A 25,134-nucleotide genomic window follows, 5' to 3' on the forward strand; every position below is an offset into this window, starting at 1 on the left:
GCGCCCGTCGCCATACCAGAGGTTTGGCGTCGGGCGCAGCCGCCCCCGCCGGCCCGAGCCCCGTCGCCTCTCCCATTCGCCGTGCGGAAGCTGCTAGACAGGCGAAAGCGGCGCCGGACGCCGCCCGACGCCGCGGCCTCGACGCCGCAACCTGGACGAGCATTCGCTCGCCGCTTCACCCGCCCGCGCCGACGAACGGTCGGCGCATTCCGATGGAGACGCCACGCATGCTCTCACGCCGAAACGCGCTCGCCACCGCCGCGCTGCTGCTCTGCGCATCCGCCGTCCGGGCCGAGCCGACGGTCGGGCTGGCCGAGCGCCGGGCGATCGCCGCCTATCGCGAGGGCCGCTATCCGGCGCAGCAGAAGGCGATCCAGGACGCGGCCGGCTTTCCGGTGCCGGTCGAGGTGGCGTGGGACCAGCTCACGATCCCAGGCGACGACAAGTACTATTCCGACCCGGCCTACTTCGAGACGACGATCTTCGAGCCGCTGGCGGCGGGGCTGAAGCAGGTCGGCCGCGATCCGATGGGCCGCGAAGCTCTCAAGGCGAAGCTCAAGGGCATCCGGGTCCGCTACGACGAGAAGACCGCACCGGCCTCGAACTACCCGAACGGCCTGAGGTTCGATGCCGGGGTGCTCGACGTCAACTGGCGGCCCTTCGCCAACGTGGCCGACTACAAGGACCGGGTGGAGGCCGTGGTGAAGGTGCTGGAGCAGGGATTGTGATCCGGGCGGCCCGGCCGCGCCGGGCCGTGTTCGGTGCCCTCGCGGCGGTGGCCTGGTGCGGAGCGGCGATGGCCGAGCCTGCGCCGCACTCGGGGCGTTATGACAACCTCACCCTGGTGGTGAAGGGCGACCGTGTCGCCGGCGCCTTCGCCGAGGGCCGCGGCGGGGTCGAGGGCATGCCATCGTTCAGCTGCATCTTCCTCCTGCACGGGACGCCGTCGGGCGCCCGTGCCGTCGTCGAAACCTGGTACCCGGGCGAGGCGCGGCGCATCTCCGGCACCCTCGCCTTCGACGCCGCCGGGGCGGCGCTGACCTTGGCCGAGGATCACGGCGGTTGCCCGATGACCACGGGCAGCATGGTCGGCAGCCCCTACGCCCTCGCGGCCGAGGCGGCCGATCCGGGTGAGGACGTCGCGCGCTGGCAGGGGGGGGCCCTGGTCACCGCCAAGCGCGCCGCGTTGCTTGCCGAGCCCGGACCCGCACCGAAGCGCAGCCTGTACCTCGTCGAGGCCGACGTCGTCGCGGTCGTCGAGCGGCGGGGGGATTGGGTCCGGGCCGCCTACGGGGGCGGCAAGGCGCCCGTCGTCGGCTGGCTGCGGGCGGCCGACATCGCCGCGGTCGAACCGTGAGACTTTCCATAAGGCCCGGCTCCGTCGAGCGACCGGCCGACATGTCGGCGGCCTCGTTCGCCGGCGACAGCGCAGACCGGATGATGGTGCGAACATCGACGCGTGGCGAAGGCCGGTTCGCGATCTCTCGGAAGGCGACCACGTGGGTCGCCCTGCTCGGTTTCGCCGTCCTCGATCTCGCCGTCCTGCCGACGCTCCGGCTCGATGCCGTCGCCCGCGAGCCGTCGGGCTCCGCCGCGCTCCGTCGCGACGTCGAGGGCTACGCCTTCGCCGCCTGCCTGACGGCGCAGGATTCCGCGTACCTGAAGGAGCAGGGCCACGGCTGGGGTGCGGTCGTGCTGGAGCGCGCCCACGGCGGCGTCGAACCGCTCATGTCCCTCGATGCGGCCGTCAAAGCCGCGGCGGCGCGGACGCCGATGGCGCTCATGCACAAGGACGGGCCCGTCTCGGAACCGCTCGTGCCCCTGCCGATCCTGTTCTGCGCGGACCTGCTGCAGACCCCGTCCGTGCGGGCGGCGAAGCTTCGCGCGATGCGGCGGCTTCGACCGGATTACCATCGCTGACGCGACGCGCCTGCGTCGGCTTTTATGCAGACACGTCGCTGCGCGCCGCATGGGGCGATCTGTCCGAGGTCTTCGCGCTCCCGTGATGCAGTCGTTCTGCGGTTTGGTCGGTTGCGCAGAAGAACGTCCGGGTTTTCGTCCAATCGAAGACCCGGCACCTCATCCATCGAGCACCGATGTAGGACGCCCATGTGGTACCTCTACGGCATCGCCCTGCTGGCCGGCGTCGCCAACGCGATCGAGCCCGGCCAGAACGCCACCTTGGCCAAGGTCACGGGCCAGCCGATGCTGGCGGGACTCTTCTGCTTCGGTCTCGCCATGCTGTGCCTGATCGGGGCGATGGTCGTCACCGGCCGGCTCGACCGGCCGAGCGCAGAGAAGGTCGCCAGCGTTTCCTGGTGGGCCTGGCCGGGCGGAATCCTCGGGGCCGCGGTGGTCCTGGCGCAGCTCTACGTCGCGCAATCGGTCGGCGCCGCGCCGTTCCTGGGCTGCGTTATCACCGCGGGCGTGGTCGGGTCGATCGCCCTCGACCATTACGGCCTGGTCGGCTTCGACCGCCATCGCGCGAGCCCGTGGCGCATCGCCGGCGGTGTCCTGATGGTCGGCGGCGTCGCCCTGGTGGCGGTGTTCTGACGATCGACGTCTTCCCAGCCTGATCAAGGATTCCGCATGGTCTTCCTCTATGGATTCGCGCTCCTGGCCGGTCTCGCCAGCGCGATTGAGCCCGGTCAGAACGCCGGCCTCGCCAAAGCGTTCGCGCAGCCGCTCCTGGCGGGCGTGGTCAGCCTCGTCATCAGCATCGCGACGCTCGCCGTGATCATGCTCGTGATGGGGCGCTATGGCTGGCCGGGGATGGAGCGCCTCGCGCAGGTTCCCTGGTGGGCCTGGCTGGGCGGCGTGCTGAGCGCGATCCTCGCGGTGGCGCAGCTCTACGTATCCAAGAAGATCGGCGCCGCGAGCTTCCTCGGGCTGATCGTGACGGCGGGCGTCGTCACCTCGGTCCTGCTCGACCATTTCGGCCTCGTCGGCTTCAAGGTGCACGAGGCGAGCGTCTGGCGTCTCCTTGGAGGCGTGCTGATGATCGGCGGCGTCGGCCTGGTCGCGCGGTTCTGATCGACGCCCGCGGGGGCGGTTTATCCGGCTGCCCTGCCTCGTCCGTCAGACTAGAACCAGGATCGCCCCGAGGATCAGCAGCACCGCGAGGCCGGCGAGCAGGACGACGCGTCCGACCGGGTCGTCCGCTTCCGCCTCGCCTTTCGCGTCCGCGGCAGGCGGCGGCGTGACGCTCACCGCCGGCTCGCCCTCGCCGCCCGCGATCGCGCGCGGCACACCGGGCTCCGGCATCGCAAGCGTCAGCCTCGGCGTGACGGCGGTCTCGGCGCGCGGGCCGAACGCATCGGGCTCCACGCTCACCCCCGCCTCTTCCAGCTCCAGCATCACCAGGACGAGGGCGTCCACGTCGAGGCTGTCGACGGGAATTGCGGCCTCGAACTCGCTCGCCGTGAGTTCCCCACGCGTCCGCCCGAGGGCGATCAGCCGGTCCAGCGTCGCGCGGTTGATCGTGCCTGCCATCCGTGAGCTCCTGCCGTCTCCGCTCTCTCATGTGGCGCGAGGCCGACGGCATGACAGCCTGCTCGAAGGTCCGCGGGGCGAGGGGCTGGCAGCCGAAGCAGGCGAGGTTTAGGAACGGCCCTGTCGAGGCTTGGCCGACGGGGTGCCGGACGTCGGCGTTCCGAACCCGTCCAGTACGGCCCGGCCGACGGACCGAGGGCGTGTGCCGGATCACCGCAATCGAAGAGAGCGCGAACTGATGCCCTACCCGGTCGCCATCGTCTTCACGCTCGCGTTGCTCTTCGTCGGGCTCGCGGCGATCGGATGGTGGCAGGATCCGGCGGCACCCGCGCTCAGCGATTGGTTCGTGGCCAAGGCGACCGAAGGCGGGCTGTGGTCGGGCCTCCTGCTGTTCCTGGTCGCGGCCGCCTTCTTCGCCTGGCGCGACGGCAGGACGAGACCGTGACGGCGGACAAGATCGCCCAGGTTCAACGCCTTTCCTCGGCGCTCGCCGCCCGGGTGCGCTACGCCCAGATGGTGCGTGGGCCGATCCTGCCGGCACAGGTCGACGCGCTGCTCGCCGCCGCGATGCTGCTTCAGGAGCACGAGGTGCCCTGGCCCTCCCTGGTGGAGCAGGTGCTGCACGATCTGGCGCAGGACCTGGAGCACCCGGAGCCTTCCGCCGCCGCCGAGCCGTGACGAAGCCTCGGCGTGCCCGAGCGAGCGCGATCGATCGCGGCCTCGGAACAAGTCGGGCCGGAACGACCTGAGTGGGGGGCACGCGCCGGAACGGCTGGCGCACCCCACGCTCACGGAGCCCCGCACGCCATGGTCATGATCATCATCTGTTTCCTGGCCCCCTGGCTGGCGATGTTCCTGCGCGGGAAGGTGATCCAGGGCATCCTCTGCATCCTGCTCCACATCACCGTCATCGGCTGGATCCCCGCCACGATCTGGGCCCTGATGGTGACGCGCAAGGAAGCCTGAGGCGGGCTCGGGTCGCCGCGGGTCGCGGCGGTGGGCCAGCGGCGGCGGAGCCTGCTCCTTCGTCGCAAAAAATCGGACGTCCCGGCGCGGAGCGGTCGCGGGGCCGTATGGCCGGCGCGCCGCCAAGTCCGCGCCCGCCTCGCCCACGAGGCGGAGCCTTAAGGCCCTGATAACCACGCGCATGCGTTCGTGATCCGGACCTGTCTGGATCCGTTCGATGGCGATTCGCGCACAACACGTTGAGAATACGGAGGTTCGTGCAGCGAACGCAGATGGCGCGAGATCGGCCGACGGCACGCTGCCATCCGGCCTGTTGCGACTGGCGCGCTGGCGGCTTTTGGCCATGTATCACGCGGCGGGCGTCGGACATCTCGGCGGCAACCTGTCGGCCTTCGATGCGATGATGCTCCTGCATCACGAGATGCTTCGTCCGCAGGACCGGTTCGTCCTGTCCAAGGGGCACGCGGCGGGGGCCTACTACGTCACCCTGTGGAGCCGCGGGCTCATCACCGACGCCGAGCTCGACACCTTCCATGGCGAGGGCACCCGGCTCGCCGGGCATCCGCCGGCGCGGGGCGTGCCCGCCATCCGCTTCGGGACCGGCAGCCTCGGCCACGGCGTTTCGCTGGCGGCGGGCCTCGCCCTGTCGAGGCGGCTGCAGGACCGGCCCGGGCACGTCTTCTGCCTGACCTCCGACGGCGAATGGCAGGAGGGGTCGACCCTCGAGGCCTTGATCTTCGCCGCCCACAACAAGCTCGAGAACCTGACGATCCTGATCGACAACAACCGGCTCCAGGGCTTCGGCACCACGCGGGACGTGGCCTCGATGGAGCCGCTGGCGTCGAAGCTCGCCGGCTTCGACGTGGAGATCCGCGAGGCCGACGGGCACGATCTCGCCGACATGCGCCGTGCCCTTTCGTCCGGCCGGGAGCGGCCCACGCTCGTCGTGCTCCATACGGTGAAGGGCTACGGCGTCCCCGCGATCGAGGGGCGGATGGACAGCCACTACCTGCCGCTCACCGACGACCAGTATCGCGAGGCCGTCACCGGCATCGGAGGCCTCGGGGCATGACGGGCCGGAACGCCATGCCGGACGACCTCCACCGATCCCTTCGCCCCCGACCCAGCCTGTGGTGCGTGCCGTGAGACGCCAACTCTGCGACGCCCTGGTGGAACGGGCGGCCCGGCCCGACCTCGTCTTCCTCACGGGCGACCTCGGCTTCGGCGCCTTGGAGCCCCTGCGCGACGTGCTGGACCGGCGCTTCATCAACGCCGGCATCGCCGAGCAGAACATGGTGGGCGTCGCCGCCGGCATGGCGAGCGCGGGGATGGAGCCCTGGACCTACACGATCGCGCCGTTCTGCTACGCGCGGGCCTTCGAGCAGATCCGCAACGACGTCTGCCTGCACGCCCTCCCCGTCCGGCTCCTCGCCAACGGCGGCGGCTACGGCTACGGCGTCATGGGCGCCACGCATCATTCCTTGGAGGATTACGGCGTCCTCTCGACGCTGCCGAACCTGCACCTCTTCATCCCGGCCTTCGACGAGGACGTCGCCGCGACGATCGCTGCGGCGGGTGCCCTTCCGGGCCCCGCCTATATCCGCCTGGGACGCGGCGAGTTGCCAGCGGGCACGATCGCGCCGGCCTACGCACCGTGGCGTCGCCTGCGTGCGGGGACAGGCCCGGTGGTGGTCGTCGTCGGCCCGATGGCCGGTCCGACCCTCAGTGCCCTCGAAGACGACGTGGCCGAGATCTGGGCCGTCTGCGAGCTGCCGCTGCGTGTCAGCCCGCCGCCGGAGGCGTTCGTCGCCGCCCTGCGGAAGAGCCGCCGCCTCTGCGTCGTGGAGGAGCACGTGGCGCAGGGGAGCCTGGGCCAAAGCCTCGCCGCGTGGTGCCTGGAGACCGGCGTCGGCCTCGACGGCTTCCGCATGCTCAATGCGCAAGGGTATCCCTCCGGGACCTACGGCTCGCAGGCCTTCCACCGGCAGGAGAGCGGCCTCGATGCGCCCGGCATCCGTGCCGCCGTGCAGGCGATGGGCGCCGCATGAGCCCGGATTCCGCGCACTGGATCGGAACGCTCAAGGGCCCGATCGTCGTCCTCGGCGCGGGCGGCTTCGTCGGCTGCAACCTGTTCCGGGCCATCCGGGCGGTGCGGCCGGACGTGTTCGCCGTGGTCCGCAACCTTCCAGCCCCGCGCCTGCGCGACGTCGACCCCAGCCATCTCGTCGAGGTCGACCTGAACGACCGCTCGGCGGCCCGAAACTTCGTCGAGGCGATCCGCCCGGCCACGGTCTTCGACTGCGTCGCCTACGGTGCCTACTCCTTCGAGCAGGACGCCGACCTCGTCTACGCGACGAACTTCACCGCGATGGTCAACCTCGTGGAATTGCTGGCGGCCGGCGGAACGCTCGCGGCCTACGTCCACGCCGGCAGCTCCTCCGAGTACGGCTCCAACTCGGACGCGCCGAAGGAAGATGCGGAGCTGAGGCCCAACAGCCCCTATGCCGTGTCGAAGGCCGCAGCGAGCCATTACCTGACCTTTGCCGGGCGGACGCGGCGCCTGCCGGTCGTGAACCTGCGGCTCTACTCGGTCTACGGCCCCTACGAAGACGCCTCGCGCCTGATCCCCGCCGTCGTGGCGCGCGGATTGGAGCGCGGCTACCCCGACTTCGTCGATCCGGGCATCGCGCGCGATTTCGTCTACGTCGACGACGTCTGCGAGGCCTTCGTGCGCGCCGCCGCCAAGATGGACCTCGATCTCTACGGCGCGTCGATCAACATCGGCTCCGGCATCCAGACGACGATCCGCGAACTCGCCGGCCTCGCGCAGACGACGTTCGCGATCCCCGATGCGGCCCGCTTCGGGGACATGCCGGCACGCGGCTGGGACCTGACCCGCTGGCAATCCGACCCCGCCAAGGCCGAGCGCCTCCTCGGCTGGCGTGCCCGCACGTCCCTGGACGAGGGCCTGACCCGGACCGCCGCATGGATGCGTCGGGCCGACCCGGCGCTGACCGGCCTGACCAAGCGCCACGGGTCGGCGCCGCGCCGGCGCTCGATCGCCGCCATCGTCGCCTGCTACAAGGACGAGGAGGCGGTGCCGGTCATGCATGCCCGCCTCACCGCGGTGTTCCAGCGGATCGACGTCGACTACGAGATCATCTTCGTCAACGACGCCAGCCCCGATCGCTGCGGCGAGCGCATCCGCGAGATCTAGGCACGCGACCCGCACGTCCTCGGGATCACCCACTCGCGCAACTTCGGCTCGCAGATGGCCTTCCGCAGCGGCATGGAGCTCGCCACCGCGGAGGCCTGCGTCCTGCTGGACGGCGACCTCCAGGACCCGCCCGAGCTGATCGAGCAGTTCTACGCCGCGTGGCTCGCGGGATCGAACGTGGTCTACGGCCGCCGGGTCGAGCGCGACATGCCCTGGATCTGGGGGCTGCTCTACAAGGCGTTCTACCGGGTGTTCGCGGCCTTCAGCTACATTCGCATCCCGCACGACGCCGGCGACTTCTCGCTGATGGACCGGCGGGTGGTGGGCTGGCTGCTGAACTGCCCCGAGCGCGACCTCTTCATGCGCGGCCTGCGCGCCTACGTCGGCTTCCGCCAGACCGGCGTCGACTACGTCCGCCCCAAGCGGATGTTCGGCGCCAGCACCAACAACCTCCTCTCGAACCTCGAATGGGCCAAGCGCGGCATCTTCTCGTTCAGCAACACGCCCTTGAAGATCCTGACCGCGTCGGGCTTGGGCCTCCTCGCCCTGACCGCGATCCTGAGCCTCGGCCTGATCGCCGCGCGCCTCCTCGTGCCCGACATCGCACCCCGCGGCGTGACCACCCTGCTGCAGGCGATCCTGTTCTTCGGCGCCCTCAACCTGTTCGGGATCGGTCTCGTCGGGGAATACGTCGCCAAGATCATGGAGGAGGTGAAGGGCCGCCCGCGCCTCATCCGCGCGGCGCTGATCCGCAACGGCGTCTCCAGCGACCTCCTTCCGGACGGACGATCGATCCCATGAGCCTCCTCGACGACCTGCGCGGTCGCGACTGCCCGGTCTGCGGCGCCTCCCAGGCCGGCTCGGCCCCGTTCCTCTCGGCCAGCGTCGATCCCGCGCGGATCGGCAGCTTCAGCTTCGCCTCGCGCAAGCGGCCGGAATTCATGTCGTTCCGGCTGGTCCGCTGCCTGACCTGCCAGACCGTCTACGCGGCCGAAGCGCCCAGTGCCGAAACGCTGGCCGACGCCTACGCGGCCGCCGACTACGACACCTCCGAGGAAGCCGACCTGGCGGCGCAGACCTACGCGCGGGCGCTGGCGCCCTTTCTCGATGCGGGCATCCGCGACGGGGCCGCCCTGGAGATCGGCGCCGGCACCGGAAGCTTCCTGCGCGAGCTGCAACGCCTGGGCTTTCGCGACGTGACGGGCGTCGAGCCCTCGAGCGCGGCCGTCGCCGCCGCCGCCGACCTGCGCGACCGCATCCGCGTCGGCGTGTTCGACCCCGCCGACCACGCGCCCGAGAGCCTGTCCTTCATCGGATGCTTCATGACGCTGGAGCACGTGCGCGATCCGCTGGCGCTGACCCGGGCCGCGTTCTCGCTGCTGCGCCCCGGCGGGGTGCTCGCCTTCGTCACCCACGATCACCGCGCGCCGGTCAACCGCCTGCTCGGGCGCCGGTCGCCGATCATCGACATCGAGCACATGCAGCTGTTCTGCCATGCCAGCCTGCACAAGCTCCTTGCGCGCACCGGCTTCTCCGAGGTCGCGATCACCGCGATCCGGAACGCCTATCCCCTCCGCTACTGGTTGCGCCTCCTGCCCCTTCCGGGTGCGATGAAGACCGCCGCCATCGCCGGCGCGGACGCGACCGGGCTCGGCCGGCTCCGCGTCGGCCTGAACGTCGGGAACCTGTTGACGGTGGCGCGCAAGCCCGTCGCGCCGACCCCGTGACGGCGCCGCGCCTCGGACAGCTTCCCTTCGCGACGATTCTCTGCCTCGTCGCGCTGCCGAACCTCGCGTTCCTGACGACGCACCTCGCGAGCCCGCTCCTGGGCGTCGCCTGCGTGGCCTGCACGGTGCTCGGCGTCCTTGCGACCCTGCGCGCGGTGCTGCGGCAGCCGGTCCCCCTCGACGGTCCGCTCCTGGTAGGCGCACTCGGCGTCGGCTTCGCCCTCTGCTGCGTCGGGGGCCAGGCGCACGTCTTCTACGCGAACGACGACTGGCTGATCCGCGACGCCGTCCTTCGAGACCTCGTCGCCGAGCCGTGGCCGGTGGGGTATCGCTACCTGGGCGAGGCGACGACCCTGCGCGCGCCGCTCGGGATGTACCTCGTCCCGGCGGCGTTCGGGAAAATCCTGGGGTTGCGCGCGGCCCATGTCGCGCTGTTGGCGCAGAACGCCGTCCTGTTCGGATGCCTCCTCTACGTCTTCGCGCAGGCCTCCACGCCGCGGCGCGCCGCGTGGTCGGTCCTTGCGATCTTCGTCCTGTTCGGAGGCTGGGACGTCGCCGGAGCTTGGCTCCTCGACGAGCCGCTGGCCTTCGGGACCCATCTCGAGCATTGGATGCCGGGCCAGCAATTCACCTCGCACGTCACGCAGGTGTTCTGGGTGCCGAACCACGCCGCCTCGGGCTGGACGTTCGTGGCTGCCTACCTCCTCTGGCATCGCAGGCGCCTCGACCTCGGCGGCCTGGTGTGCGTCTTCGGGCTTTGCGCGTTCTGGTCGCCGCTCAGCCTGATCGGCGCGCTGCCGTTCCTGGCGCGGGCCGTCTTCGTTGATGTCGAACGTGGACGCTTGCGGCTTCGGCAGATGCCCGCTCCAATCTTCGTCGCCGTCGGACTGGCGCCGGTGCTGCTCTACCTGCTCGCCGACGGCGGACGCGTTCCGCATGGCTTCGCGGCGATCGATGCGAGCTTCGTCGCGAGATACGTCCTGTTTCTGCTCGTCGAAATCGGCCCTGTCCTCGTCATCCTCTATACGGCATCGCGATCCGATCTTCATCGCCGGGACTCGGTGCTGGGCGGAGACATGCCGCTCGTCATCCTCATCCTGTCGTTCGTCCCCTTGTATCGGCTCGGCGTGCTCGACTTCGTCATGCGGGCCTCCATTCCGGCGCTTGCCCTCCTCGCCCTCCGGTTCGGCGAGGTGGCGACCGCCCCGTGCGGGCCCCGACGGCGGGTCGCGACGATCGCCGTCGTCCTGCTCGGCGCCGGCGCGCCCATCTACGAAATCGGCCGGGCCTTCCTGAAACCCGCCTTCGCGATCAGCGACTGCACCCTGCTCGATGCGTCGCGGTTCCCGCCGAACGACGGGCCGCTCTTCCACTATCTGGCGCGCAAAGCGGTCATCGAATCCTCTGTCGCCGGGAGGATCTTGGCCGTTCCGCAGCGCGTCTTGGAGGTTAGCGCGAGGCCGATATGTTGGCCGGACCGCGTTTCGGAGACCGACCCTATGAAGGTCGCCGAGTCTCTTCGAAGCGCGCGGAACTAGCATCCGCCGTCGGCGCGTGGCGTCGCTCGACGAGCCGACGGCGGCGGCGAGAACGCCGCGGCGGGACGGCTTACGCGGCGGCCAATCCGCCGACGCGCGTCACGGCGCGATCGAGGCTTGCGCGGCCTGGAGCAGTTCCGTTGCCAGCGCCTCGTCGTCGACGGCCCGGGCGAGGACGACGGCGCCGACGAGGGTCGCCACCGTCGCCAGGGCGCGTTGCCGGCGCCGCTCCTTCGACGCCTTCGGCGTCAGGTTGGCGACGATGGAGGCGAGGCCTTCGATCCCTTGCGCGAACCGTCCCCGGACGGCGCTGCCCGTCTGTTCCCGCGAGACGTCGTTGGCGAGCGCCGCCAGCGGGCAGCCCTTCCCCGGCGTGCGGACGTGGTCGAGGGACAGGTAGTTAGCGACCACGGTGTCGGTCGTGCCCCGGTATTCTTCTGCCAGCGCGGTATCGAAGGCTTCGGCCGCCAAAGCATCCTTGTTGGCGAACTGGCCGTAGAAGCCGCCATGGGTCAGGCCGGCGGCGGCCATGATGTCCACGACCCCGACGCCGTGGAGGCCGCGCTCGCGGAACAGGGCCGCGGCGACTTCGACGACGCGCTGTCGGTTGATCCTGGCCTGTTCCTGCGAGACTCTCGGCATGGCCCGATCCTTCGGCGTGTCCGACGACGATATAAAGGCGACGCGCCCTCCCAAGAAGGGCCCGGCTCAAGGCTTGGACGGCATCGGCATCGCCTGGTCATCGGCAGCGACGCGCCGTTCGTGCGTCGCCCGCCCGACCCTGAACCACAGGGCGTAGAGGGCGGGCAGGAACAGCAGGGTCATCAGCGTGCCGACGCCGACGCCGCCGATGAGGACGTAGGCGAGCGCCCCCCAGAACACCGAGTGGGTGAGCGGGATGAAGGCCAGCATGGCCGCGGCCGCCGTCAGGATCACGGGCCGGGCCCGGCGCACGGTGGATTCCACGATGGCGTCGTAATCCGCCAGGCCCGCCGCCTGGTCGTGGTGGATCTCGTCCACCAGGATCAGGGTGTTGCGCATCAGGATGCCCGACAGCGCGATCAGCCCGAGGATCGCGTTGAAGCCGAAGGGCTGCTGGAAGACCAGCAGGGTCGGCACGGCGCCCACGAGGCCGAGCGGCGCGGTGGCGAACACCATGAACATCGTGGCGAACGAGCGCACCTGCAGCATGATCACCGTCAGCGTCACGATCAGCATGATCGGGAACACCGCGACCAGCGCCGTCATCGCCTTGGCGCTCTCCTCCACCGACCCGGCCGTGTCGATGCGGTAGCCCGGCGGGAGCTTCGCCTTGATCGGTTCGAGGAGGGGGAAGACCTGGGCGTGGATGTCGGGCGGCTGCAGGCCGTCGAGGACGTCGCCCTGCACCCGGATGTAGGCCTCGCGGTTGTAGCGCTTGAGCACCGCGTCCTCGGTCCGGCTCTCGAGGCGGGCCACCTGCGAGACCGGCACCTGGCGCCCGTCCTTGGTGGCCAGCGTCAGGTCGCCGACCTCGCCGAGCGAGCGCCGCTCCGGGCCGGGGCTGCGCAGGACGACGTCGACGGCGCGCAGGTTCTCGCGCACCTGGGTGGCGGGCGTCCCGTTGAGGTAGCTCTGCAATTGCTGTGCGGCCTCCTTCGGGGTCAGGCCGATCAGGCGCAGGCGCTCCTGGTCGAAGGCGAGGCGCAGGCTCGGCGTCCTGTCGCCCCAGTCGAGGTGGACCATCCGCATGTTGGGGTTGCTCGCCATCACCCCTCGCACGTCCTCGGCGATGCCGCGGATCACGTCGAGGTCGGGCCCGACCACCCGGAAGGCGACGGGGAAGCGGACCGGCGGGCCGAACACGATCTGCAGCACCCGCACCCGCGCCTCGGGGAAGCGCCCGTCCTCGACGAGTTTTCGGACTTTGCCCCGCAGGATGTCGCGGGCCGCCGAGTCGGCGGTTTGCACCACGATCTGGGCGAAGGCCGGATCTGGCAGTTCCGGATCGAACGAGAGCACGAAGCGGGGCATGCCCTGGCCGATGTAGCTCGTGATCTCGCGCGCCTCGGCCAGGTCGCGCACGGCCGTCTCGATCCGCTTGACGCTGGCTTCGGTGGTGGCGAAGGCGGAGCCCGTCGGCAGGGTCACCTCGACGATGAGTTCCGGGCGCTCGGAGTTCGGGAAGAACTGCTGCTCGACGCGGCCCATGCCGACCACGGCGAGCGCGAATAGGCCCACGGTGATGCCGGCGGCCAGCCACTTTTGGTCGACGGACATCCGCACGACCCGGCGCAGGCGCTCGTAGTTCCTGGTGGCGTAGATCGCCCCGTGGCCGCCTTCCACCGTCTTGATGTTCGGCAGCAGCTTGACGCCGAGATAGGGCGTGAAGGTCACCGCCACGATCCAGGAGACGATCAGCGAGAAGGCCACCACCCAGAAGATGTTGCCGGCATACTCGCCCGCCGTGGAGGCGGCGAAGCCCACCGGCAGGAAGCCCGCGATGGTCACGATGGTGCCGGTGAGCATCGGCGCGGCGGTCGAGCGCCAGGCGTAGGTCGCCGCCTCGACGCGGTCGTAGCCCTCCTCCATGCGCACCACCATCATCTCGATGGCGATGATGGCGTCGTCGACCAGCAGCCCGAGCGAGATGATGAGGGCGCCGAGCGTGATGCGGTCGAAGTCGCGCCCCGTCACCATCATCACCACGAACACCGCCGAGAGGGTGAGCGGCACCGCCAGCGCCACCACGATGCCGACCCGGAAGCCGAGCGCCACCAGGGAGACGAAGATCACCACGCCGAGGGCGGTGAAGAACTTGACCATGAACTCGTGGATGGCCTCGTCGATGACCTTGGCCTGGTCGGCGATCTTGGTGAAGCCGATGCCCGCCGGCGTCTCGTGGTGGATCGCCACCTCTTCGGCGTTCAGCGCCGCACCGAGCGCGAGGCCGTCGAAGCCGGGCTTCATCACCAGGCCGAGGATCAGGGCGGGCTCGCCGTCGTTGCGGATCGCGAAGACCTTCGGGTCCTCGTAGCCGCGCTTCACCTCGGCGATGTCGCCGAGCTTGAGGCTGCGGTCGCCGGCGGCCACGGGCAGGTTTCGGATCGCGTCGAGCCCGTCGATCGCCCCGTCGAGGCGCAGGTACACGCGCGGACCCGCCGCCTCGACGAAGCCGGCCGGGGTCACGTCGTTCTGGTTGGCCAGCGAGGCCAGCAGTTGCTGGCCGGTGATGCCGAGCGTCGCGAGGCGCTGGTAGGAGATCTCCACGAAGATCTTCTGCGCCTGCTCGCCGAGGACGTTGATCTTCTCGACGCCCGGCACCCGCAGCAGGCGCTGGCGCAAATCCTCGGCCCTCAGCACCAGTTGCCGGTGCGGCAGCCCCTTGGCCTGGAGCGCGTAGAGCGAGAAGTAGACGTCCGAGAACTCGTCGTTGAACAGCGGCCCCATCACCCCGCGCGGGAGGCTGGAGGCCTGGTCGGCGAGCTTCTTGCGGGTCTGGTAGAACTCCGCCTGCAGCTTGGCCGGCGGCATGTTGTCCTTGAAGAACACCTTGATCAGCAGCAGGCCGGGGCGCACCGTGGTCTCGGCGCGGTCGTAGTAGAACAGTTCCTGCAGGCGCTTCTCCAGGGGGTCGGCGACCTGGCGCTGCATCTCGTCCGTCGTCGCCCCGGGCCACGCCGCCGAGACGACCATCGTCTTGACGGCGAAGCTCGGGTCTTCGCCGCGCCCCAGTTTCTCGAAGGCGAAGAAGCCGGCGCCGATGAGCGCGATCAGCAGGAACAGGGTGACGGCCCGCTCGCGGACGGCGAGGGCTGAGAGGTTGAAGCCGCTCATCGCACCACCCCGGTCATGCTGGCGGGCGCCTGGCGGACCTTCTCGCCGGCCTTGAGGAGGTGGGCCCCGAGCGCCACGATCCGATCGCCGGGGTTCAGCCCGGCGACGACGTCGGCCCGCTCCTCGCCCATGCGGGCGACCCGCACGGCCTGCGGTTGGACGGTCTCGCTGGCGGCGTCGTAGCGCCAGACCGAGGGGCCCTGCCCCTGATCGAACAAGGCCGCGAGCGGCACCTCCACCGATCCGGCCCGGGCGGCGTCGAGGTCCTTGAGCTGAAGGGTCACCGTGGCGCCCAAGGGCGCGGCCTCGCCGCCGCCCGAGAGGATGTAGCGCGCCCGGTAGGTGCGCGTGGCCGGGTCGGCGGTGGCGGACAGCTCGCGCAGGCGCGCCGGATAGGTCGCCGCGCCCTCGGCGTAGAGGGTGGCGGAGGCTTCGCCCTTGGTGCCGGAGGCTTCGCCCTTGGTACCGGAGGCTTCGCCCTTGGCGGCGCGGCGGCTGCCCTCGGGCAGGAACACCTCCGCCTCGCGCGCCCCGTCGCGGGCGAGCTTGACCACGGTCTGGCCGGCCGCGACCACCTGGCCGGGCTCGGAGGGCACCTCCATGACGACGCCGTCGGCGTCGGCCTGGAGCTCGGCGTAGCCCGCCTGGTTCTGGATCTGGCTGGCCTGGGCCTCGGCGTTGGCGAACTGGGCGATGGCGGCGTCGGCCGCGCCCTTGTTCTGGTCGTAGGTCTGCTTCGAGGTCCAGCCGTCGGCGACCAGCTTGCGGCTGCGCTCCTCGTCGGCCTTGGCCTTGATCATCTGGGCGCGGGCCGCCTCGACGGAGGCGCGGGCGGCGGCGAGCGCGAGGGTGAAGTCGGTGCGGTCGAGGCGCATCAGGGGCTGGCCGAGGCGCACGCGGTCGCCCGGGTCGACGAGGCGTTCGAAGATCTTGCCGCCGACCCGGAAGCCGAGGTTGCTCTCGGTGCGGGCGCGGATCACGCCGGTGTAGCGCGACACGGCGCCGGGACCGGGGGCGACCTCGGCGACCTGGACCAGGAGCGGCTCCGGCGTCACCGCCGTCTTCGCCGGCGAGCAGGCGGTCAGGGCGACGCCCGCGAGCCCCAGAACCAGTCTTCGCAACATCGCCGCCCCCGTCGCCGTCTGCTCGGTCTTAAAATTATGATCATCATCTATTAGGGTGCGCGGTCGGCGTCAATGGGCGTCGTCGGAGGGGGCGGACGCATTCGTGGCCGCGCGGCCGGCAGGGCGATTGCCGATGCCGATTTGGTCTCCGGACTTCCACCGGCAGCACCGCGTCATCCCGGGGCCACGCAGCGGAGCCCGGGATCCGGACACGCAGGTCGAGCCGGACTTTGTACCGTCGGCGGTTCTGGATTCCGGGCTCGCCTGCCGCGACCCGGAATGACGGTGCGGTGCCATCTGCAATCGCCCTGCGAGGGCGTCGCGGCGGCTCAGGCGCCCTGAGACGCCCCGTGGTGGCGCGCGTTCCGCTTGATGACTTGGGGCGGCTGGCCGAACGCGCGGAGGAAGGCGCGCCGCATCCGCTCCCGGTCGGCGAAGCCCGTCTCCCGGGCCACCGTGTCCAGCGAATGCCGGCCGTCCTCCAGCATCGTCCGGGCGGCGTCCAGGCGGAGGTTCTCGATCGCCTTGGCGGGCGATTGGCCGGTCTCCTCCCGGAAGACGCGGCTGAACTGGCGCGGGCTCAGGCGGGCGGCCTCCGCCAGCTCCTCGACGGAGAGCGCGTTCTTCAAATTGCCCCTGGCATAGGCCAGGACCGTCTGGACCCGGTCGGACCGCGGCTGAAGCTCCAGCAGGGCCGAGAACTGCGACTGGCCGCCCGTCCTGCGGTGGTAGACGACGAGGTTCTTCGCGATCCCCTTCGCCATCTCGGGGCCGAGGTCGTCCTCGACCAGGGCCAGCGTGAGGTCGATCCCGGCCGTCATCCCGGCCGAGGTCCAGACGTTGCCGTCGGAGACGAAGATGCGGTCGTCGTCGACCTGGATCGACGGGTGGAGCCGCTGCAGGTCACGGGCGTGGGCCCAATGGGTCGCCGCCCGCCTGCCGTCGAGCAGGCCCGCCTCGGCCAGGAGGAACGCCCCCGTGCAGGTCGCGGCGACGCGGCGCGCGGTGGCGGCCGTCTCGCGCAACCGCGCGATCAGGCCGGGGGCCGACGGGCCGACCTTGATCGAGCCGACCACGAGGACCGTGTCGAAGCACCGGCCCGCGAAGGGCTCGGTGTCGACGACCATCCCGAACGACGTCCGGATCGGCCCGCCGGCCTCGGACAGGAACGTCACCGCGTAGAAGTCGTGGCCGACCACGAGGTTGGCGATCTCGAACGCCGTCAGAGGAGCCAGGTTCATCGCCTGGAAGCCGGGGAACAGCACGACACCGATGGACGGCATGGCGGACCTCGCGACGAATGTCCGAAAAGGGTGGATCTTCGACATATGGGATATGCCGGAGGCCGTCTAGGTTTCATCGCAACGGACGTGGGTGCCACCCGGCCTCGCCCCCGTCGCCCAGGGACCCCATCGCCATGAACCCGATCGCCATGACCACGCCCTCCCCCGTCGCCGCCGGCACGGACGCCGATGCCTACACCCGCCGCTGGCTCGCCTCCGGCGAGATCGCCCACACGACCCTGAGGGACGGGACGCGCATCCGCTACGTCCGCGTGGGCCAGGGGCCGGCACTCGTGCTGACCCACACCGTGCGCACCCAGCTCGACCTGTTCCAGCGCGTGATCCCGCTGCTGTCGCCGCACTTCACGATCTACGCGCTCGACCTGCCGGGCTTCGGCTGGTCGGACCTGAAGCCGGGCCTTCCCAAGGACGAGCCCACCCTTCGGGCGGCCCTGAAGGGCTTCATCGCCGAGCTCGGCATCGCGCGGCCGATCCTGGCCGGCGAGTCGATCGGGGCGACGCTCTCGCTTTCCCTCGCCGCTGAGCTCGGCGACAGGGTCGAGCGGGTCTTCGCCTTCAACACCTACGACTACCGGCCGGGCCTCGAGCGCTCGAACCTGCTCGCGTCGATCATCATCAAGAGCGTGCGCGCGCCGGTCGTCGGCCCGGTCTTCGCGGCCCTGGAGAACCGGACCATCACCGGCGGCATCATGAGCGGCGGCTTCCACGACCCGAGCAGCCTGCCCGCGGACCTCCTCGACGAGTACGCCCGCGTCGGCGCCCGCGCCGGCTACAGCACGGCGTCGCGGACGCTGCTCAAGGCCCTCCCGAGCTTCGTCGCCGCCCGCGCCCGCTACCGGTCCATCACCGCGCCCGTGACGCTCGTCTGGGGCGACAAGGATTGGTCGACGCCGCGGGATCGCGCCGGCGTCGAGGCGGCCGTGCCCTCGCCCTCCGTCGTCACCCTCGAACGGACCGGGCACTTCAGCGCGCTGGAACGCCCGCAGGCCTGGGCCGACATCATCCTCGCGGCGACGAAGGCCCGCGCCGCCTCGTGAGGCACGGCGTGCCGCCGCACTGCATCACCGCATTCGCCCTGCCATTCGCCCGTTCATTCTTGGAGCCTAGCCGATGACCTTGGAGCCGCGCCGATGACCGACCCCATGACCTCGACCCGCGTCACGGTGGAGCACGTGACGCTTCGCTCGGCAAAACCCTTCGCGGCGGTGCGGGAGGCGCTGGAAGCCGCGGTGCCTCCCCTCGACCACGCCTACGCCGCGCTCCTGCGGGACGGGCATGTGGACGCGGCGCGCGACCTGCTCGAACGGCAGGCGCCGCTCTCGATCTTCGGCGCCCGCGACCATGGCGGCTTGCTTCTCACCGCCGGGCTCGCCCGCAAGGCGATCCAGTACGACATCGGCAACCCGCTGACGGCCGCGCGGATGACCCGGCACGTCCTCTCGGTCGCCCTGTACGCGCCGATCCGCGTGCTCCTGCGCGAGGACACCGAGGGCGGCGTCGCGTTCGAGTACGATCGCCCGGTCACGACCTTCGGGCAGTTCGGAACGCCGGAGGTCGACGGCGTCGCGGCCGACCTGGACGAGCAACTCCGCAGCGTGCTCGCTGCGGCGGCGGCGTGACCGCCGCGTCCCGGCCGCCTGCGCATCAGCGCTTGAGGCCGATGAAGTCGACGAAGGCGCGCAGCGGCGCGGGAAGGTGGCGGCGGCCGGGATAGTACAGGTACGGGCCCGAAAACCCCTGCCACCACGGTTCGAGCACCGGCTCCAGCGCCTGCGTGTCGAGGTGGGGCCGCAGCCAGTCCTCGAACAGGGTGAGGATGCCGACGCCCGCGATCGCGGCCTCGACCGCGAGATCCGTGGCGCCGCCGACGCGCACCGTCAGCGGTCCCGTCGGATGGATGCGGACCACCTCGCCCGCCTGCTCGAACTCCCAGGCCAGCGTGGCACCGCTGGAGAAGCGCCCGCCGATGCAGGCGTGGCACAGGAGGTCGTGCGGGTGCTGCGGCCGGCCGTGGCGGTCGAGATAGGCCGGCGAGGCCACCGTGGCGAAGCGCTGCCGGCGCGGGCCGATCGGCACCGCGATCATGTCCTGCTCCAACCGCTCGTCGTAGCGGATGCCGGCATCGCAGCCCGCCGCCAGCACGTCGACGAAGCCGTCCTCGGCCACCACCTCGAGCCGGATCTCGGGATAGGCCGCCAGGAACGGCGGCACGATCGCGGGCAGGACCAGCCGGGCGGCGCTGACCGGCACGTTGAGCCGCAGGGTTCCCGCCGGACGGTCGCGAAAACCGTTGACCACGTCGAGGGCGGCGTCGACCTCGCCCAGGGCCGGCCCGAGCCGTTCGAGCAGCCGGGCGCCCGCCTCGGTGGGGGCGACGCTGCGCGTGGTCCGGTTCAGCAGGCGCAGGCCGAGGCCGCGCTCGAGCCGGCTCACGGCCTCGCTGAGGCCCGACGCGCTGCCGCCGCCGGCGCGGGCGCCGTCCCGGAAGCCGCCGGCCCGCGCCACGGCGACGAAGGCCGCCAAGTCCGCGAGGTGTGTCGCCATCGTTCGAAATCCCGAACAGCCCGTACCGAGAATGCCTGCTTATCCGATCAATCGCGCCCGTCTACATCCCGGGCGGCAAGGGAGATTAGACATGACCATGATCGCATCGGCCGGGACGTTCGCGCTCGGACATCGCACCGTGAAGCGGATCGGATACGGCGCCATGCAGCTTGCCGGGCCGGGCGTGTTCGGGCCGCCGAAGGATCGCCGGGCGGCGGTCGCGGTGCTGCGGGAGGCGGTGACGCAGGGCGTCGACCACATCGACACCAGCGACTTCTACGGACCGCACGTGACCAACCAGCTGATCCGGGAGGCGCTGCATCCGTATCCCGACGACCTGGTGATCGTCACCAAGGTCGGCGCAAGGCGCGGCCCCGACGCCTCGTGGAACCCGGCCTTCGCGGCGGACGAACTGGTGCAGGCGGTCCACGACAACCTGCGCCATCTCGGCCTCGACGTCCTCGACGTGGTCAACCTGCGCCTGATGTTCGACGTGCACGGGCCGGCCGAAGGCGCGATCGAGGCGCCGCTCACGGTGCTGGCGGACCTGCAGCGGCAAGGCTTGATCCGCAGCATCGGCCTCAGCAACGCGACGCGGCGACAGGTGGCGGACGCGCGGCGCATCACGGACATCGTCTGCGTGCAGAACCAGTTCAACCTCGCGCACCGAGACGACGACGCCCTGATCGACGAACTCGCGGGCGCCGGCACCGCCTACGTTCCGTTCTTCCCGCTCGGGGGCTTCAGCCCGCTGCAATCCGAGACGCTGTCCGCGGTCGCCGGACGCTTGGGCGCGACGCCGATGCAGGTCGCCCTGGCCTGGCTGCTGCGGCGATCGCCCAACGTGCTGCTGATCCCCGGCACGTCGTCGATCGAGCACCTGCGCCAGAACCTCGCCTCAGCCCGCCTGACGCTGCCCGACGACGTCCTCGCCGAGCTCGACGCGATCACGCCTGCGAGCGAGGGCGCCTGAACCGCTTCATCGCGCACCCGGTCCGGCGGGTGATCTCGCCGGGTGGCCTTGCGCCCGTGCGTCCTGACGCACGCTTCGGGTCGCGGGCGGGGCGACGGCGCCCGCGCGGCTGCCGTCGCGGAGAGCGGGTGTCAGGCAGCCAAAGGCAGGGCGGCGATCGATCCTTCGACGATCGGGGCGACGTCCCTAGGCCCGAACAGCAGCTGATAGATCGCGGCCGGCGTGCGCGCCTGACCGTTGGCGTCGACGATCCGGACATCGGATAGACCGGAGGCCTGCAGCGAGAGGCCTTGCTCCAGGGCGTCCAGCATTGAAGTGTAGTGGTGCGAGAACCGTTGTGCCGAGATGCGAGCGGTGACGGTGAAGTTCACGGACGCCAATCCTGACTGTCGCGCTCGGCCGGCGGCCCCATGGCCGTGATCCGAGACATAGCGATGGATGAAGGGAGGATCACGGGACAGGACCGGCGCGGCACTGAAATCCGCCGCGTCGCCTGATGAACCCTGCCTCGCAGGCAATAGAGGCGGTTGGTTGACGAAAACTTAGCCCAGTATGGCGGGGGCGTGTCTTTTTCGATTGTGAGGGGTCGTGACCCGGAAAACGCTGCTCGACCAGATCAACGCGATCCAGATGGCCCGCACCTACTGCCTCTTGGTGAACGCCGATCCCGACGCGGTCGTCGCGGGCTACTTCGTCGACGCGACCGGCCAGCGACGACGCGTCAGCAAAGCCCGCTGGCGCTGGTATCGCGACATCGCCGAACCACCCCCTCCGAAGCTGCCGGAGCCTACCGGGACCTGAGCCGGTTCGATACCGAACGCCGCGGCTTTCACGGTCCGGCGTGAAGACCGGGCGGCCTCTACTTCCGCGCCGCCATCAAATCGTGCGTCAGGACGGTCAACTTGCCGATCAGGCCGGTGATGTCGGCCCCCTTGCACGACCATTGCGTGCCGACCGCCTCGCCATCCGCGGACACGGACACGACGGCGACCGAGCGGAGCTTGCCTTCGCGCGCCAGGTCGAGCTGGTCCTGCAGCACGGCGATGATGGAGGCGGTGTCCGCATCCGCGACCGCAGCGGAGATCCGCGCAGGAAACGGCACGACGACCCCGGCATCCGCTTGTTCGTTCATCGCCATCACGCCCTCGCCTGCCCCGAATGAGGAGCCGAGGCTTGTGCGACTGTCAGGGACAAAGTGTGGCAGCGTGTCCGTGTCGACGAACGTCGATCCCCAGTGTGGCAGCCAGAGCACTCAGGCATCAGGACCGCAGGGTTTTGAAATCCTATTGGACCGCTGCTCGGCGTCGAGCCGACACCGAAGCAACCCCCGGTGCTTTCGGATCGCACGCCACGCGTCGAACGGCGAGCACGGAAGTCGAACCTCGGCCACGCGGTCGTGCAGACCCAGGATCATGTCCGGCGCTGCATTCGAGAGCGCTGTACGGACGATTCAATGCAGTCTGTCGAAGCGGTCAGACCGAACGGCGGCGGGCTCGACGCGGAAGCGCTCGATGATCCGGATCGTGGCGGGAGATGCCATGTTGGGCGCAACGCCCTCAGCGAGGCCGGCAGACGCCCGATGAGAAGTCTCTCATGCGACAGGCGCAAGAATCAGCGCAAAGCTTGGATGTGTTGGCGCGCCCTGCGGGAGTCGAACCCGCCTCTTCAGCGTGAAAGGCTGACATCCTAACCGATAGACGAAGGGCGCTGGCGCTGGGCCGAGGTTTCTATAGTCGGACCGCGGGCGGAGGGCAACGGGCGGGTCGTGGCTTGTGAGGCGGTGGCGGGCCGGTTTGTCGCGGATGGGGTGGGACGGCGCCGCCGGGCGGGTGCGGCAACTTCGTCCCGGGCGTGCTAACGCTGCCGCTTCGCGCGCCTTGGCGGGGCGCTGGTCTGCCTGCGCGGTCGCGCGCAGCACGGTTCTGGAATGGTTTGAGCGGATGGCGAGCGAGAGCGACGACGGCGGCGAGGACGGCGGCCGGCCGGCCGGGTCCGAGGTGCGCAAGCCCGGCTTCGGCCAAGCTGATCACGGCAAGTCGGGCTATGGCAAGTCCAGCTTCGGCAAGCCAGGGTATGGGAAGCCGAGCTACGGCAAGCCTGGTGATGGCAAGCCTGGTTACGGCAAGCCCGGCTTTGGAAGGCCGGCCTTCGGCAAACCCGGCTTCGGCAAGCCGGCCTACGGCCAGCGGCCGCGGCCGGCCGGGCCGCAGCCGGCGCACGAGGGGGCCGCCGTGCTCTACGGCTTCCACCCGGTGGTGCAGGCGATGGGCAACGCCGAGCGGAAGCTGCACCGGCTGCTCGCCACCGAGAACGGCGCCGCGCGCCTCGTCGAGGAGCTCGGCACCCTGCGGATCGAGCCCGAGCTCGTGCGGCCGGCCGACATCAACCGGCTGCTCGGGGCGGATGCGGTGCATCAGGGCCTCTACCTCGAGGCCGACCCCCTCGCCTCGCCCGGCCTCGACGCGCTGCCGGCCGACGCGCTGCTGCTGGCGCTCGACCAGATCACCGATCCGCACAACGTCGGCGCCATCGTGCGCACCGCCGCGGCCTTCGGCGTCACCGGCATCGTCACCACCGCGCGCCACGCGCCGGGCGCCACCGGCGTGCTGGCGAAATCCGCCTCGGGCGGCCTCGAGCACGTGCCGTTCCTGGTGGTCCGCAATTTGGCCGTGGCGCTGATCGCCCTCGGCGAGCAGGGGTTCACCCGCATCGGCCTCGATTCCGACGCCGAGACCGGCCTCGACACGCTCACGCCGACGCGGCCCGCGGTCATCGTCCTCGGCGCCGAGGGCAAGGGCCTGCGCGAGCGCACCCGCGCCTGCTGCGACGTGCTCGCCAAGATCCCGTTCACCGGCGAGATCCGCAGCCTCAACGTCTCGAACGCCGCCGCGATCGCCCTCTACGCCCTCGGCCGCTGATTTTTCGGACCTGCCGGACCGGGTGTCCCGCAGGTGGCGTCCGGACTGGGCGCGGCGCGGGACACACCCGCGTCGCCCAATCGCAAAAAATTAGATGCCTTGGCCGGCGACTTCGCGGGCGACGGCGCGCCGGCCGATGTCGCGGCGGCAGAACCCTTCCGGCCAGTCGATGCGGGCCACGGCCGCGTAGGCGCGGGCCTGCGCCTCCAGCACGCTGTCGCCGAGCGCGGTGACCGCGAGCACGCGGCCGCCGTCGGCCAGGATAGCCTCACCCTCGGCGCGGGTGCCGGCCTGGAACACCAGGGCGCCGTCACGCTCGGCGTCGGCGATGCCGCGGATGGTCGAGCCGCGCACCACCGTGCCGGGATAGCCGGCCGCCGCCATCACCACGGTGAGCGCCGCGCGCGAGGCGTCGAACTCCAGGCTGACGCCGGCGAGGTCGCCGTCGCAGGCCGAGAGCAAAGCGGGGACGAGGTCGGAGGCGAGGCGCGGCATCAGCACCTGCGCCTCGGGGTCGCCGAAGCGGGTGTTGTACTCGATCAGCTTCGGCCCGTCCGCGGTCAGCATCAGGCCGGCATAGAGGATGCCGGTGAACGGCGTGCCGCGCGCGCGCATGCCGTCGAGCGTCGGCTGGATGATCGTCTCCATCACGGTCCGCTCGATCGCCGGGGTGACGATGCCGGCCGGCGAGTAGGCGCCCATGCCGCCGGTGTTGGGGCCGCGGTCGCCGTCGAAGACGCGCTTGTGGTCCTGCGCGGTGCCCATGGCGATCGCCCGGGTGCCGTCGCACAGGGCGAAGAAGCTCGCCTCCTCGCCGAACAGGCACTCCTCGATCACCACCTCCGTGCCCGCATCCGCGAACAGCGCCCGCAGCGCGCCCTCGGCCTGCTCCACCGTCTCGGCGACGGTGACGCCCTTGCCGGCGGCCAGGCCGTCGGCCTTCACCACGATCGGGGCGCCCTTGGCGCGCACGTGGGCGAGCGCCGGGTCGAGGGCGGAAAAGCGGCCGTAGCCGGCCGTCGGGATGCCGCGCTCGGTGCACAGCGCCTTGGTGAAGCCCTTCGAGCCTTCGAGCTGCGCGGCGGCCCGGGTCGGCCCGAAGGCGCGGATGCCGGCCCGGGTCAGGTCGTCGACGAGGCCAGCGACGAGCGGCGCCTCCGGCCCGATCACGACGAGGCCGACGCGCTCGGCTTCGCAGAAGGCGCGGACCGCGCCATGGTCGGCGACGTCAAGCTCCGGCCGGTTCTCGCCGTGCCGGGCGGTGCCGGGATTGCCCGGCGCCGTGAACAGGCGGGTGCAGAGCGGGCTTTTCGCAAGGGCGTAGGCGAGGGCGTGTTCGCGGCCGCCGTTGCCGACGAGGAGGATGTTCATGGGATCAGGGTGTTCCCGAAATCCGCAACCGGGGAAAGGGTCCTATCGCACGAAGGTGCGCGTCGTGCACCGGATCCACCGTCCTGCGGCGGGCTTTGACCTCGCCGCCGCGTCCGCATAGCACGTCCGCCATGCCCCTGGTCC

Annotated in this window: 27 protein-coding genes, 1 tRNA gene and 1 pseudogene; 19 read left to right on the forward strand and 10 right to left on the reverse strand. The window is 70.8% G+C overall.

The annotated features are described in order from the left end of the window. The first annotated feature begins 227 nt into the window (after positions 1 to 227). The 5 genes from FV226_RS21345 to FV226_RS21365 all read left to right on the forward strand — a co-directional run bounded on the left by FV226_RS21345 (position 228) and on the right by FV226_RS21365 (position 3,033). Complete coding sequence (locus tag FV226_RS21345) at positions 228 to 728, forward strand: hypothetical protein (RefSeq protein WP_147764460.1); 501 nt, start codon at positions 228 to 230, stop codon at positions 726 to 728. Positions 729 to 796: 68 nt separating this feature from the next. Continuing rightward, positions 797 to 1,357: a hypothetical protein gene (locus FV226_RS21350; RefSeq protein WP_147764461.1), complete on the forward strand. Its 561-nt coding sequence runs from the start codon at positions 797 to 799 to the stop codon at positions 1,355 to 1,357. A 41-nt stretch (positions 1,358 to 1,398) separates the two neighbouring features. Further along, positions 1,399 to 1,920 carry a hypothetical protein gene (locus FV226_RS21355; RefSeq protein WP_147764462.1) on the forward strand — a complete coding sequence of 174 codons (522 nt, stop codon included), beginning with the start codon at positions 1,399 to 1,401 and terminating at the stop codon, positions 1,918 to 1,920. A 189-nt stretch (positions 1,921 to 2,109) separates the two neighbouring features. After that, positions 2,110 to 2,553, forward strand: a complete 444-nt coding sequence (locus FV226_RS21360; protein ID WP_147764463.1) for a DMT family transporter — start codon at positions 2,110 to 2,112, stop codon at positions 2,551 to 2,553. A 36-nt stretch (positions 2,554 to 2,589) separates the two neighbouring features. Then, positions 2,590 to 3,033, forward strand: a complete 444-nt coding sequence (locus FV226_RS21365) for a DMT family transporter (RefSeq protein WP_147752484.1) — start codon at positions 2,590 to 2,592, stop codon at positions 3,031 to 3,033. A gap of 45 nt (positions 3,034 to 3,078) precedes the next feature. Here FV226_RS21365 and FV226_RS21370 read toward each other — a convergent pair whose 3' ends face one another. Beyond that, positions 3,079 to 3,492, reverse strand: coding sequence for an RNA polymerase sigma factor region1.1 domain-containing protein (locus FV226_RS21370; protein ID WP_147764464.1), 414 nt, complete (start codon positions 3,490 to 3,492; stop codon positions 3,079 to 3,081). Between the two features lie 238 nt (positions 3,493 to 3,730). Between FV226_RS21370 and FV226_RS21375 the strand changes: the two genes are divergently transcribed. The 9 genes and pseudogenes from FV226_RS21375 (at position 3,731) to FV226_RS21410 (ending at position 10,940) form a co-directional block, all read left to right on the forward strand. Further along, positions 3,731 to 3,937, forward strand: a complete 207-nt coding sequence (locus tag FV226_RS21375) for a hypothetical protein (protein ID WP_147764465.1) — start codon at positions 3,731 to 3,733, stop codon at positions 3,935 to 3,937. After that, positions 3,934 to 4,170 carry a hypothetical protein gene (locus tag FV226_RS21380; RefSeq protein WP_246691673.1) on the forward strand — a complete coding sequence of 79 codons (237 nt, stop codon included), beginning with the start codon at positions 3,934 to 3,936 and terminating at the stop codon, positions 4,168 to 4,170. Before FV226_RS21375 ends, FV226_RS21380 begins: the two co-directional genes overlap by 4 nt. Before the next feature lie 129 nt (positions 4,171 to 4,299). Next, a complete protein-coding gene (locus FV226_RS21385) occupies positions 4,300 to 4,458 on the forward strand; it encodes a YqaE/Pmp3 family membrane protein (protein WP_147752481.1) in 159 nt (52 codons plus the stop codon). 343 nt (positions 4,459 to 4,801) lie between these two features. Further along, positions 4,802 to 5,530, forward strand: a complete 729-nt coding sequence (locus FV226_RS21390) for a transketolase (protein ID WP_147764466.1) — start codon at positions 4,802 to 4,804, stop codon at positions 5,528 to 5,530. 70 nt (positions 5,531 to 5,600) lie between these two features. Then, entirely contained in the window at positions 5,601 to 6,506 is a 906-nt protein-coding gene (locus FV226_RS21395) for a transketolase (protein WP_147764467.1), read from the forward strand. Next, positions 6,503 to 7,675: an NAD-dependent epimerase/dehydratase family protein gene (locus tag FV226_RS28735; RefSeq protein ID WP_246691674.1), complete on the forward strand. Its 1,173-nt coding sequence runs from the start codon at positions 6,503 to 6,505 to the stop codon at positions 7,673 to 7,675. Before FV226_RS21395 ends, FV226_RS28735 begins: the two co-directional genes overlap by 4 nt. 18 nt (positions 7,676 to 7,693) lie before the next feature. Then, a pseudogene (locus FV226_RS28740) lies at positions 7,694 to 8,476 on the forward strand (glycosyltransferase family 2 protein); the annotation flags it as partial. Beyond that, positions 8,473 to 9,402, forward strand: coding sequence for a class I SAM-dependent methyltransferase (locus tag FV226_RS21405; RefSeq protein WP_147764468.1), 930 nt, complete (start codon positions 8,473 to 8,475; stop codon positions 9,400 to 9,402). The pseudogene FV226_RS28740 and the gene FV226_RS21405, both read left to right, overlap by 4 nt. After that, complete coding sequence (locus tag FV226_RS21410; protein ID WP_147764469.1) at positions 9,399 to 10,940, forward strand: hypothetical protein; 1,542 nt, start codon at positions 9,399 to 9,401, stop codon at positions 10,938 to 10,940. Before FV226_RS21405 ends, FV226_RS21410 begins: the two co-directional genes overlap by 4 nt. Before the next feature lie 99 nt (positions 10,941 to 11,039). Here the strand turns inward: FV226_RS21410 and FV226_RS21415 are convergent, their stop codons facing one another. The 4 genes from FV226_RS21415 to FV226_RS21430 form a co-directional block, all read right to left on the reverse strand. Further along, positions 11,040 to 11,582, reverse strand: coding sequence for a TetR family transcriptional regulator (locus FV226_RS21415; RefSeq protein WP_147764470.1), 543 nt, complete (start codon positions 11,580 to 11,582; stop codon positions 11,040 to 11,042). 66 nt (positions 11,583 to 11,648) lie between these two features. Continuing rightward, on the reverse strand, positions 11,649 to 14,756 hold the full coding sequence (locus FV226_RS21420) for an efflux RND transporter permease subunit (RefSeq protein ID WP_147764471.1): 3,108 nt from the start codon (positions 14,754 to 14,756) through the stop codon (positions 11,649 to 11,651). Next, the gene (locus tag FV226_RS21425; RefSeq protein WP_147764472.1) at positions 14,753 to 15,880 is read right to left on the reverse strand and encodes an efflux RND transporter periplasmic adaptor subunit; all 1,128 of its coding nucleotides are present in this window, start codon (positions 15,878 to 15,880) and stop codon (positions 14,753 to 14,755) included. Before FV226_RS21425 ends, FV226_RS21420 begins: the two co-directional genes overlap by 4 nt. 329 nt (positions 15,881 to 16,209) lie before the next feature. Further along, the gene (locus FV226_RS21430) at positions 16,210 to 17,163 is read right to left on the reverse strand and encodes a GlxA family transcriptional regulator (protein WP_147752472.1); all 954 of its coding nucleotides are present in this window, start codon (positions 17,161 to 17,163) and stop codon (positions 16,210 to 16,212) included. Positions 17,164 to 17,297: 134 nt separating this feature from the next. Between FV226_RS21430 and FV226_RS21435 the strand changes: the two genes are divergently transcribed. After that, the gene (locus FV226_RS21435; RefSeq protein ID WP_147764473.1) at positions 17,298 to 18,221 is read left to right on the forward strand and encodes an alpha/beta hydrolase; all 924 of its coding nucleotides are present in this window, start codon (positions 17,298 to 17,300) and stop codon (positions 18,219 to 18,221) included. Between the two features lie 93 nt (positions 18,222 to 18,314). After that, on the forward strand, positions 18,315 to 18,803 hold the full coding sequence (locus tag FV226_RS21440) for a DUF302 domain-containing protein (RefSeq protein WP_147764474.1): 489 nt from the start codon (positions 18,315 to 18,317) through the stop codon (positions 18,801 to 18,803). A 25-nt stretch (positions 18,804 to 18,828) separates the two neighbouring features. Here FV226_RS21440 and FV226_RS21445 read toward each other — a convergent pair whose 3' ends face one another. Next, positions 18,829 to 19,728: a LysR family transcriptional regulator gene (locus tag FV226_RS21445; RefSeq protein ID WP_147764475.1), complete on the reverse strand. Its 900-nt coding sequence runs from the start codon at positions 19,726 to 19,728 to the stop codon at positions 18,829 to 18,831. A 91-nt stretch (positions 19,729 to 19,819) separates the two neighbouring features. Between FV226_RS21445 and FV226_RS21450 the strand changes: the two genes are divergently transcribed. Next, complete coding sequence (locus tag FV226_RS21450) at positions 19,820 to 20,701, forward strand: aldo/keto reductase family oxidoreductase (protein WP_147764476.1); 882 nt, start codon at positions 19,820 to 19,822, stop codon at positions 20,699 to 20,701. A gap of 131 nt (positions 20,702 to 20,832) precedes the next feature. Here the strand turns inward: FV226_RS21450 and FV226_RS21455 are convergent, their stop codons facing one another. After that, on the reverse strand, positions 20,833 to 21,072 hold the full coding sequence (locus tag FV226_RS21455) for a hypothetical protein (protein ID WP_147752467.1): 240 nt from the start codon (positions 21,070 to 21,072) through the stop codon (positions 20,833 to 20,835). A gap of 217 nt (positions 21,073 to 21,289) precedes the next feature. On the opposite strand from FV226_RS21455, the gene FV226_RS21460 reads away from it, so the two are divergent. Further along, positions 21,290 to 21,502 carry a hypothetical protein gene (locus FV226_RS21460; RefSeq protein WP_147752466.1) on the forward strand — a complete coding sequence of 71 codons (213 nt, stop codon included), beginning with the start codon at positions 21,290 to 21,292 and terminating at the stop codon, positions 21,500 to 21,502. A 58-nt stretch (positions 21,503 to 21,560) separates the two neighbouring features. Here FV226_RS21460 and FV226_RS21465 read toward each other — a convergent pair whose 3' ends face one another. Then, positions 21,561 to 21,839: a hypothetical protein gene (locus FV226_RS21465; RefSeq protein ID WP_238272984.1), complete on the reverse strand. Its 279-nt coding sequence runs from the start codon at positions 21,837 to 21,839 to the stop codon at positions 21,561 to 21,563. A gap of 495 nt (positions 21,840 to 22,334) precedes the next feature. Beyond that, positions 22,335 to 22,409, reverse strand: a tRNA-Glu gene (locus tag FV226_RS21470). Between the two features lie 232 nt (positions 22,410 to 22,641). On the opposite strand from FV226_RS21470, the gene FV226_RS21475 reads away from it, so the two are divergent. Beyond that, complete coding sequence (locus FV226_RS21475; protein ID WP_246691676.1) at positions 22,642 to 23,619, forward strand: RNA methyltransferase; 978 nt, start codon at positions 22,642 to 22,644, stop codon at positions 23,617 to 23,619. Positions 23,620 to 23,709: 90 nt separating this feature from the next. Here the strand turns inward: FV226_RS21475 and purD are convergent, their stop codons facing one another. Further along, the gene (gene purD, locus FV226_RS21480; RefSeq protein ID WP_147764477.1) at positions 23,710 to 24,990 is read right to left on the reverse strand and encodes a phosphoribosylamine--glycine ligase; all 1,281 of its coding nucleotides are present in this window, start codon (positions 24,988 to 24,990) and stop codon (positions 23,710 to 23,712) included. Positions 24,991 to 25,134 lie beyond the last annotated feature (144 nt).

The organism is Methylobacterium sp. WL12 (assembly GCF_008039475.1).
In the GTDB taxonomy this organism is placed as follows: domain Bacteria; phylum Pseudomonadota; class Alphaproteobacteria; order Rhizobiales; family Beijerinckiaceae; genus Methylobacterium; species Methylobacterium cerastii.

Coding starts and splice junctions, on each gene's coding strand:
- FV226_RS28735 (WP_246691674.1), top strand. CDS start 6,503: ATGAGCCCGGATTCCGCGCACTGGATCGGAACGCTCAAGGGCCCGATC.
- FV226_RS21465 (WP_238272984.1), bottom strand. CDS start 21,839: ATGGCGATGAACGAACAAGCGGATGCCGGGGTCGTCGTGCCGTTTCCT.
- FV226_RS21420 (WP_147764471.1), bottom strand. CDS start 14,756: ATGAGCGGCTTCAACCTCTCAGCCCTCGCCGTCCGCGAGCGGGCCGTC.
- FV226_RS21350 (WP_147764461.1), top strand. CDS start 797: ATGGCCGAGCCTGCGCCGCACTCGGGGCGTTATGACAACCTCACCCTG.
- FV226_RS21450 (WP_147764476.1), top strand. CDS start 19,820: ATGACCATGATCGCATCGGCCGGGACGTTCGCGCTCGGACATCGCACC.
- FV226_RS21385 (WP_147752481.1), top strand. CDS start 4,300: ATGGTCATGATCATCATCTGTTTCCTGGCCCCCTGGCTGGCGATGTTC.
- FV226_RS21430 (WP_147752472.1), bottom strand. CDS start 17,163: ATGCCGTCCATCGGTGTCGTGCTGTTCCCCGGCTTCCAGGCGATGAAC.
- FV226_RS21370 (WP_147764464.1), bottom strand. CDS start 3,492: ATGGCAGGCACGATCAACCGCGCGACGCTGGACCGGCTGATCGCCCTC.
- FV226_RS21390 (WP_147764466.1), top strand. CDS start 4,802: ATGTATCACGCGGCGGGCGTCGGACATCTCGGCGGCAACCTGTCGGCC.
- FV226_RS21415 (WP_147764470.1), bottom strand. CDS start 11,582: ATGCCGAGAGTCTCGCAGGAACAGGCCAGGATCAACCGACAGCGCGTC.
- FV226_RS21440 (WP_147764474.1), top strand. CDS start 18,315: ATGACCGACCCCATGACCTCGACCCGCGTCACGGTGGAGCACGTGACG.
- FV226_RS21360 (WP_147764463.1), top strand. CDS start 2,110: ATGTGGTACCTCTACGGCATCGCCCTGCTGGCCGGCGTCGCCAACGCG.
- FV226_RS21365 (WP_147752484.1), top strand. CDS start 2,590: ATGGTCTTCCTCTATGGATTCGCGCTCCTGGCCGGTCTCGCCAGCGCG.
- FV226_RS21475 (WP_246691676.1), top strand. CDS start 22,642: ATGGCGAGCGAGAGCGACGACGGCGGCGAGGACGGCGGCCGGCCGGCC.
- FV226_RS21445 (WP_147764475.1), bottom strand. CDS start 19,728: ATGGCGACACACCTCGCGGACTTGGCGGCCTTCGTCGCCGTGGCGCGG.
- FV226_RS21355 (WP_147764462.1), top strand. CDS start 1,399: ATGTCGGCGGCCTCGTTCGCCGGCGACAGCGCAGACCGGATGATGGTG.
- FV226_RS21345 (WP_147764460.1), top strand. CDS start 228: ATGCTCTCACGCCGAAACGCGCTCGCCACCGCCGCGCTGCTGCTCTGC.
- FV226_RS21435 (WP_147764473.1), top strand. CDS start 17,298: ATGAACCCGATCGCCATGACCACGCCCTCCCCCGTCGCCGCCGGCACG.
- FV226_RS21425 (WP_147764472.1), bottom strand. CDS start 15,880: ATGTTGCGAAGACTGGTTCTGGGGCTCGCGGGCGTCGCCCTGACCGCC.
- FV226_RS21405 (WP_147764468.1), top strand. CDS start 8,473: ATGAGCCTCCTCGACGACCTGCGCGGTCGCGACTGCCCGGTCTGCGGC.
- FV226_RS21375 (WP_147764465.1), top strand. CDS start 3,731: ATGCCCTACCCGGTCGCCATCGTCTTCACGCTCGCGTTGCTCTTCGTC.
- purD (WP_147764477.1), bottom strand. CDS start 24,990: ATGAACATCCTCCTCGTCGGCAACGGCGGCCGCGAACACGCCCTCGCC.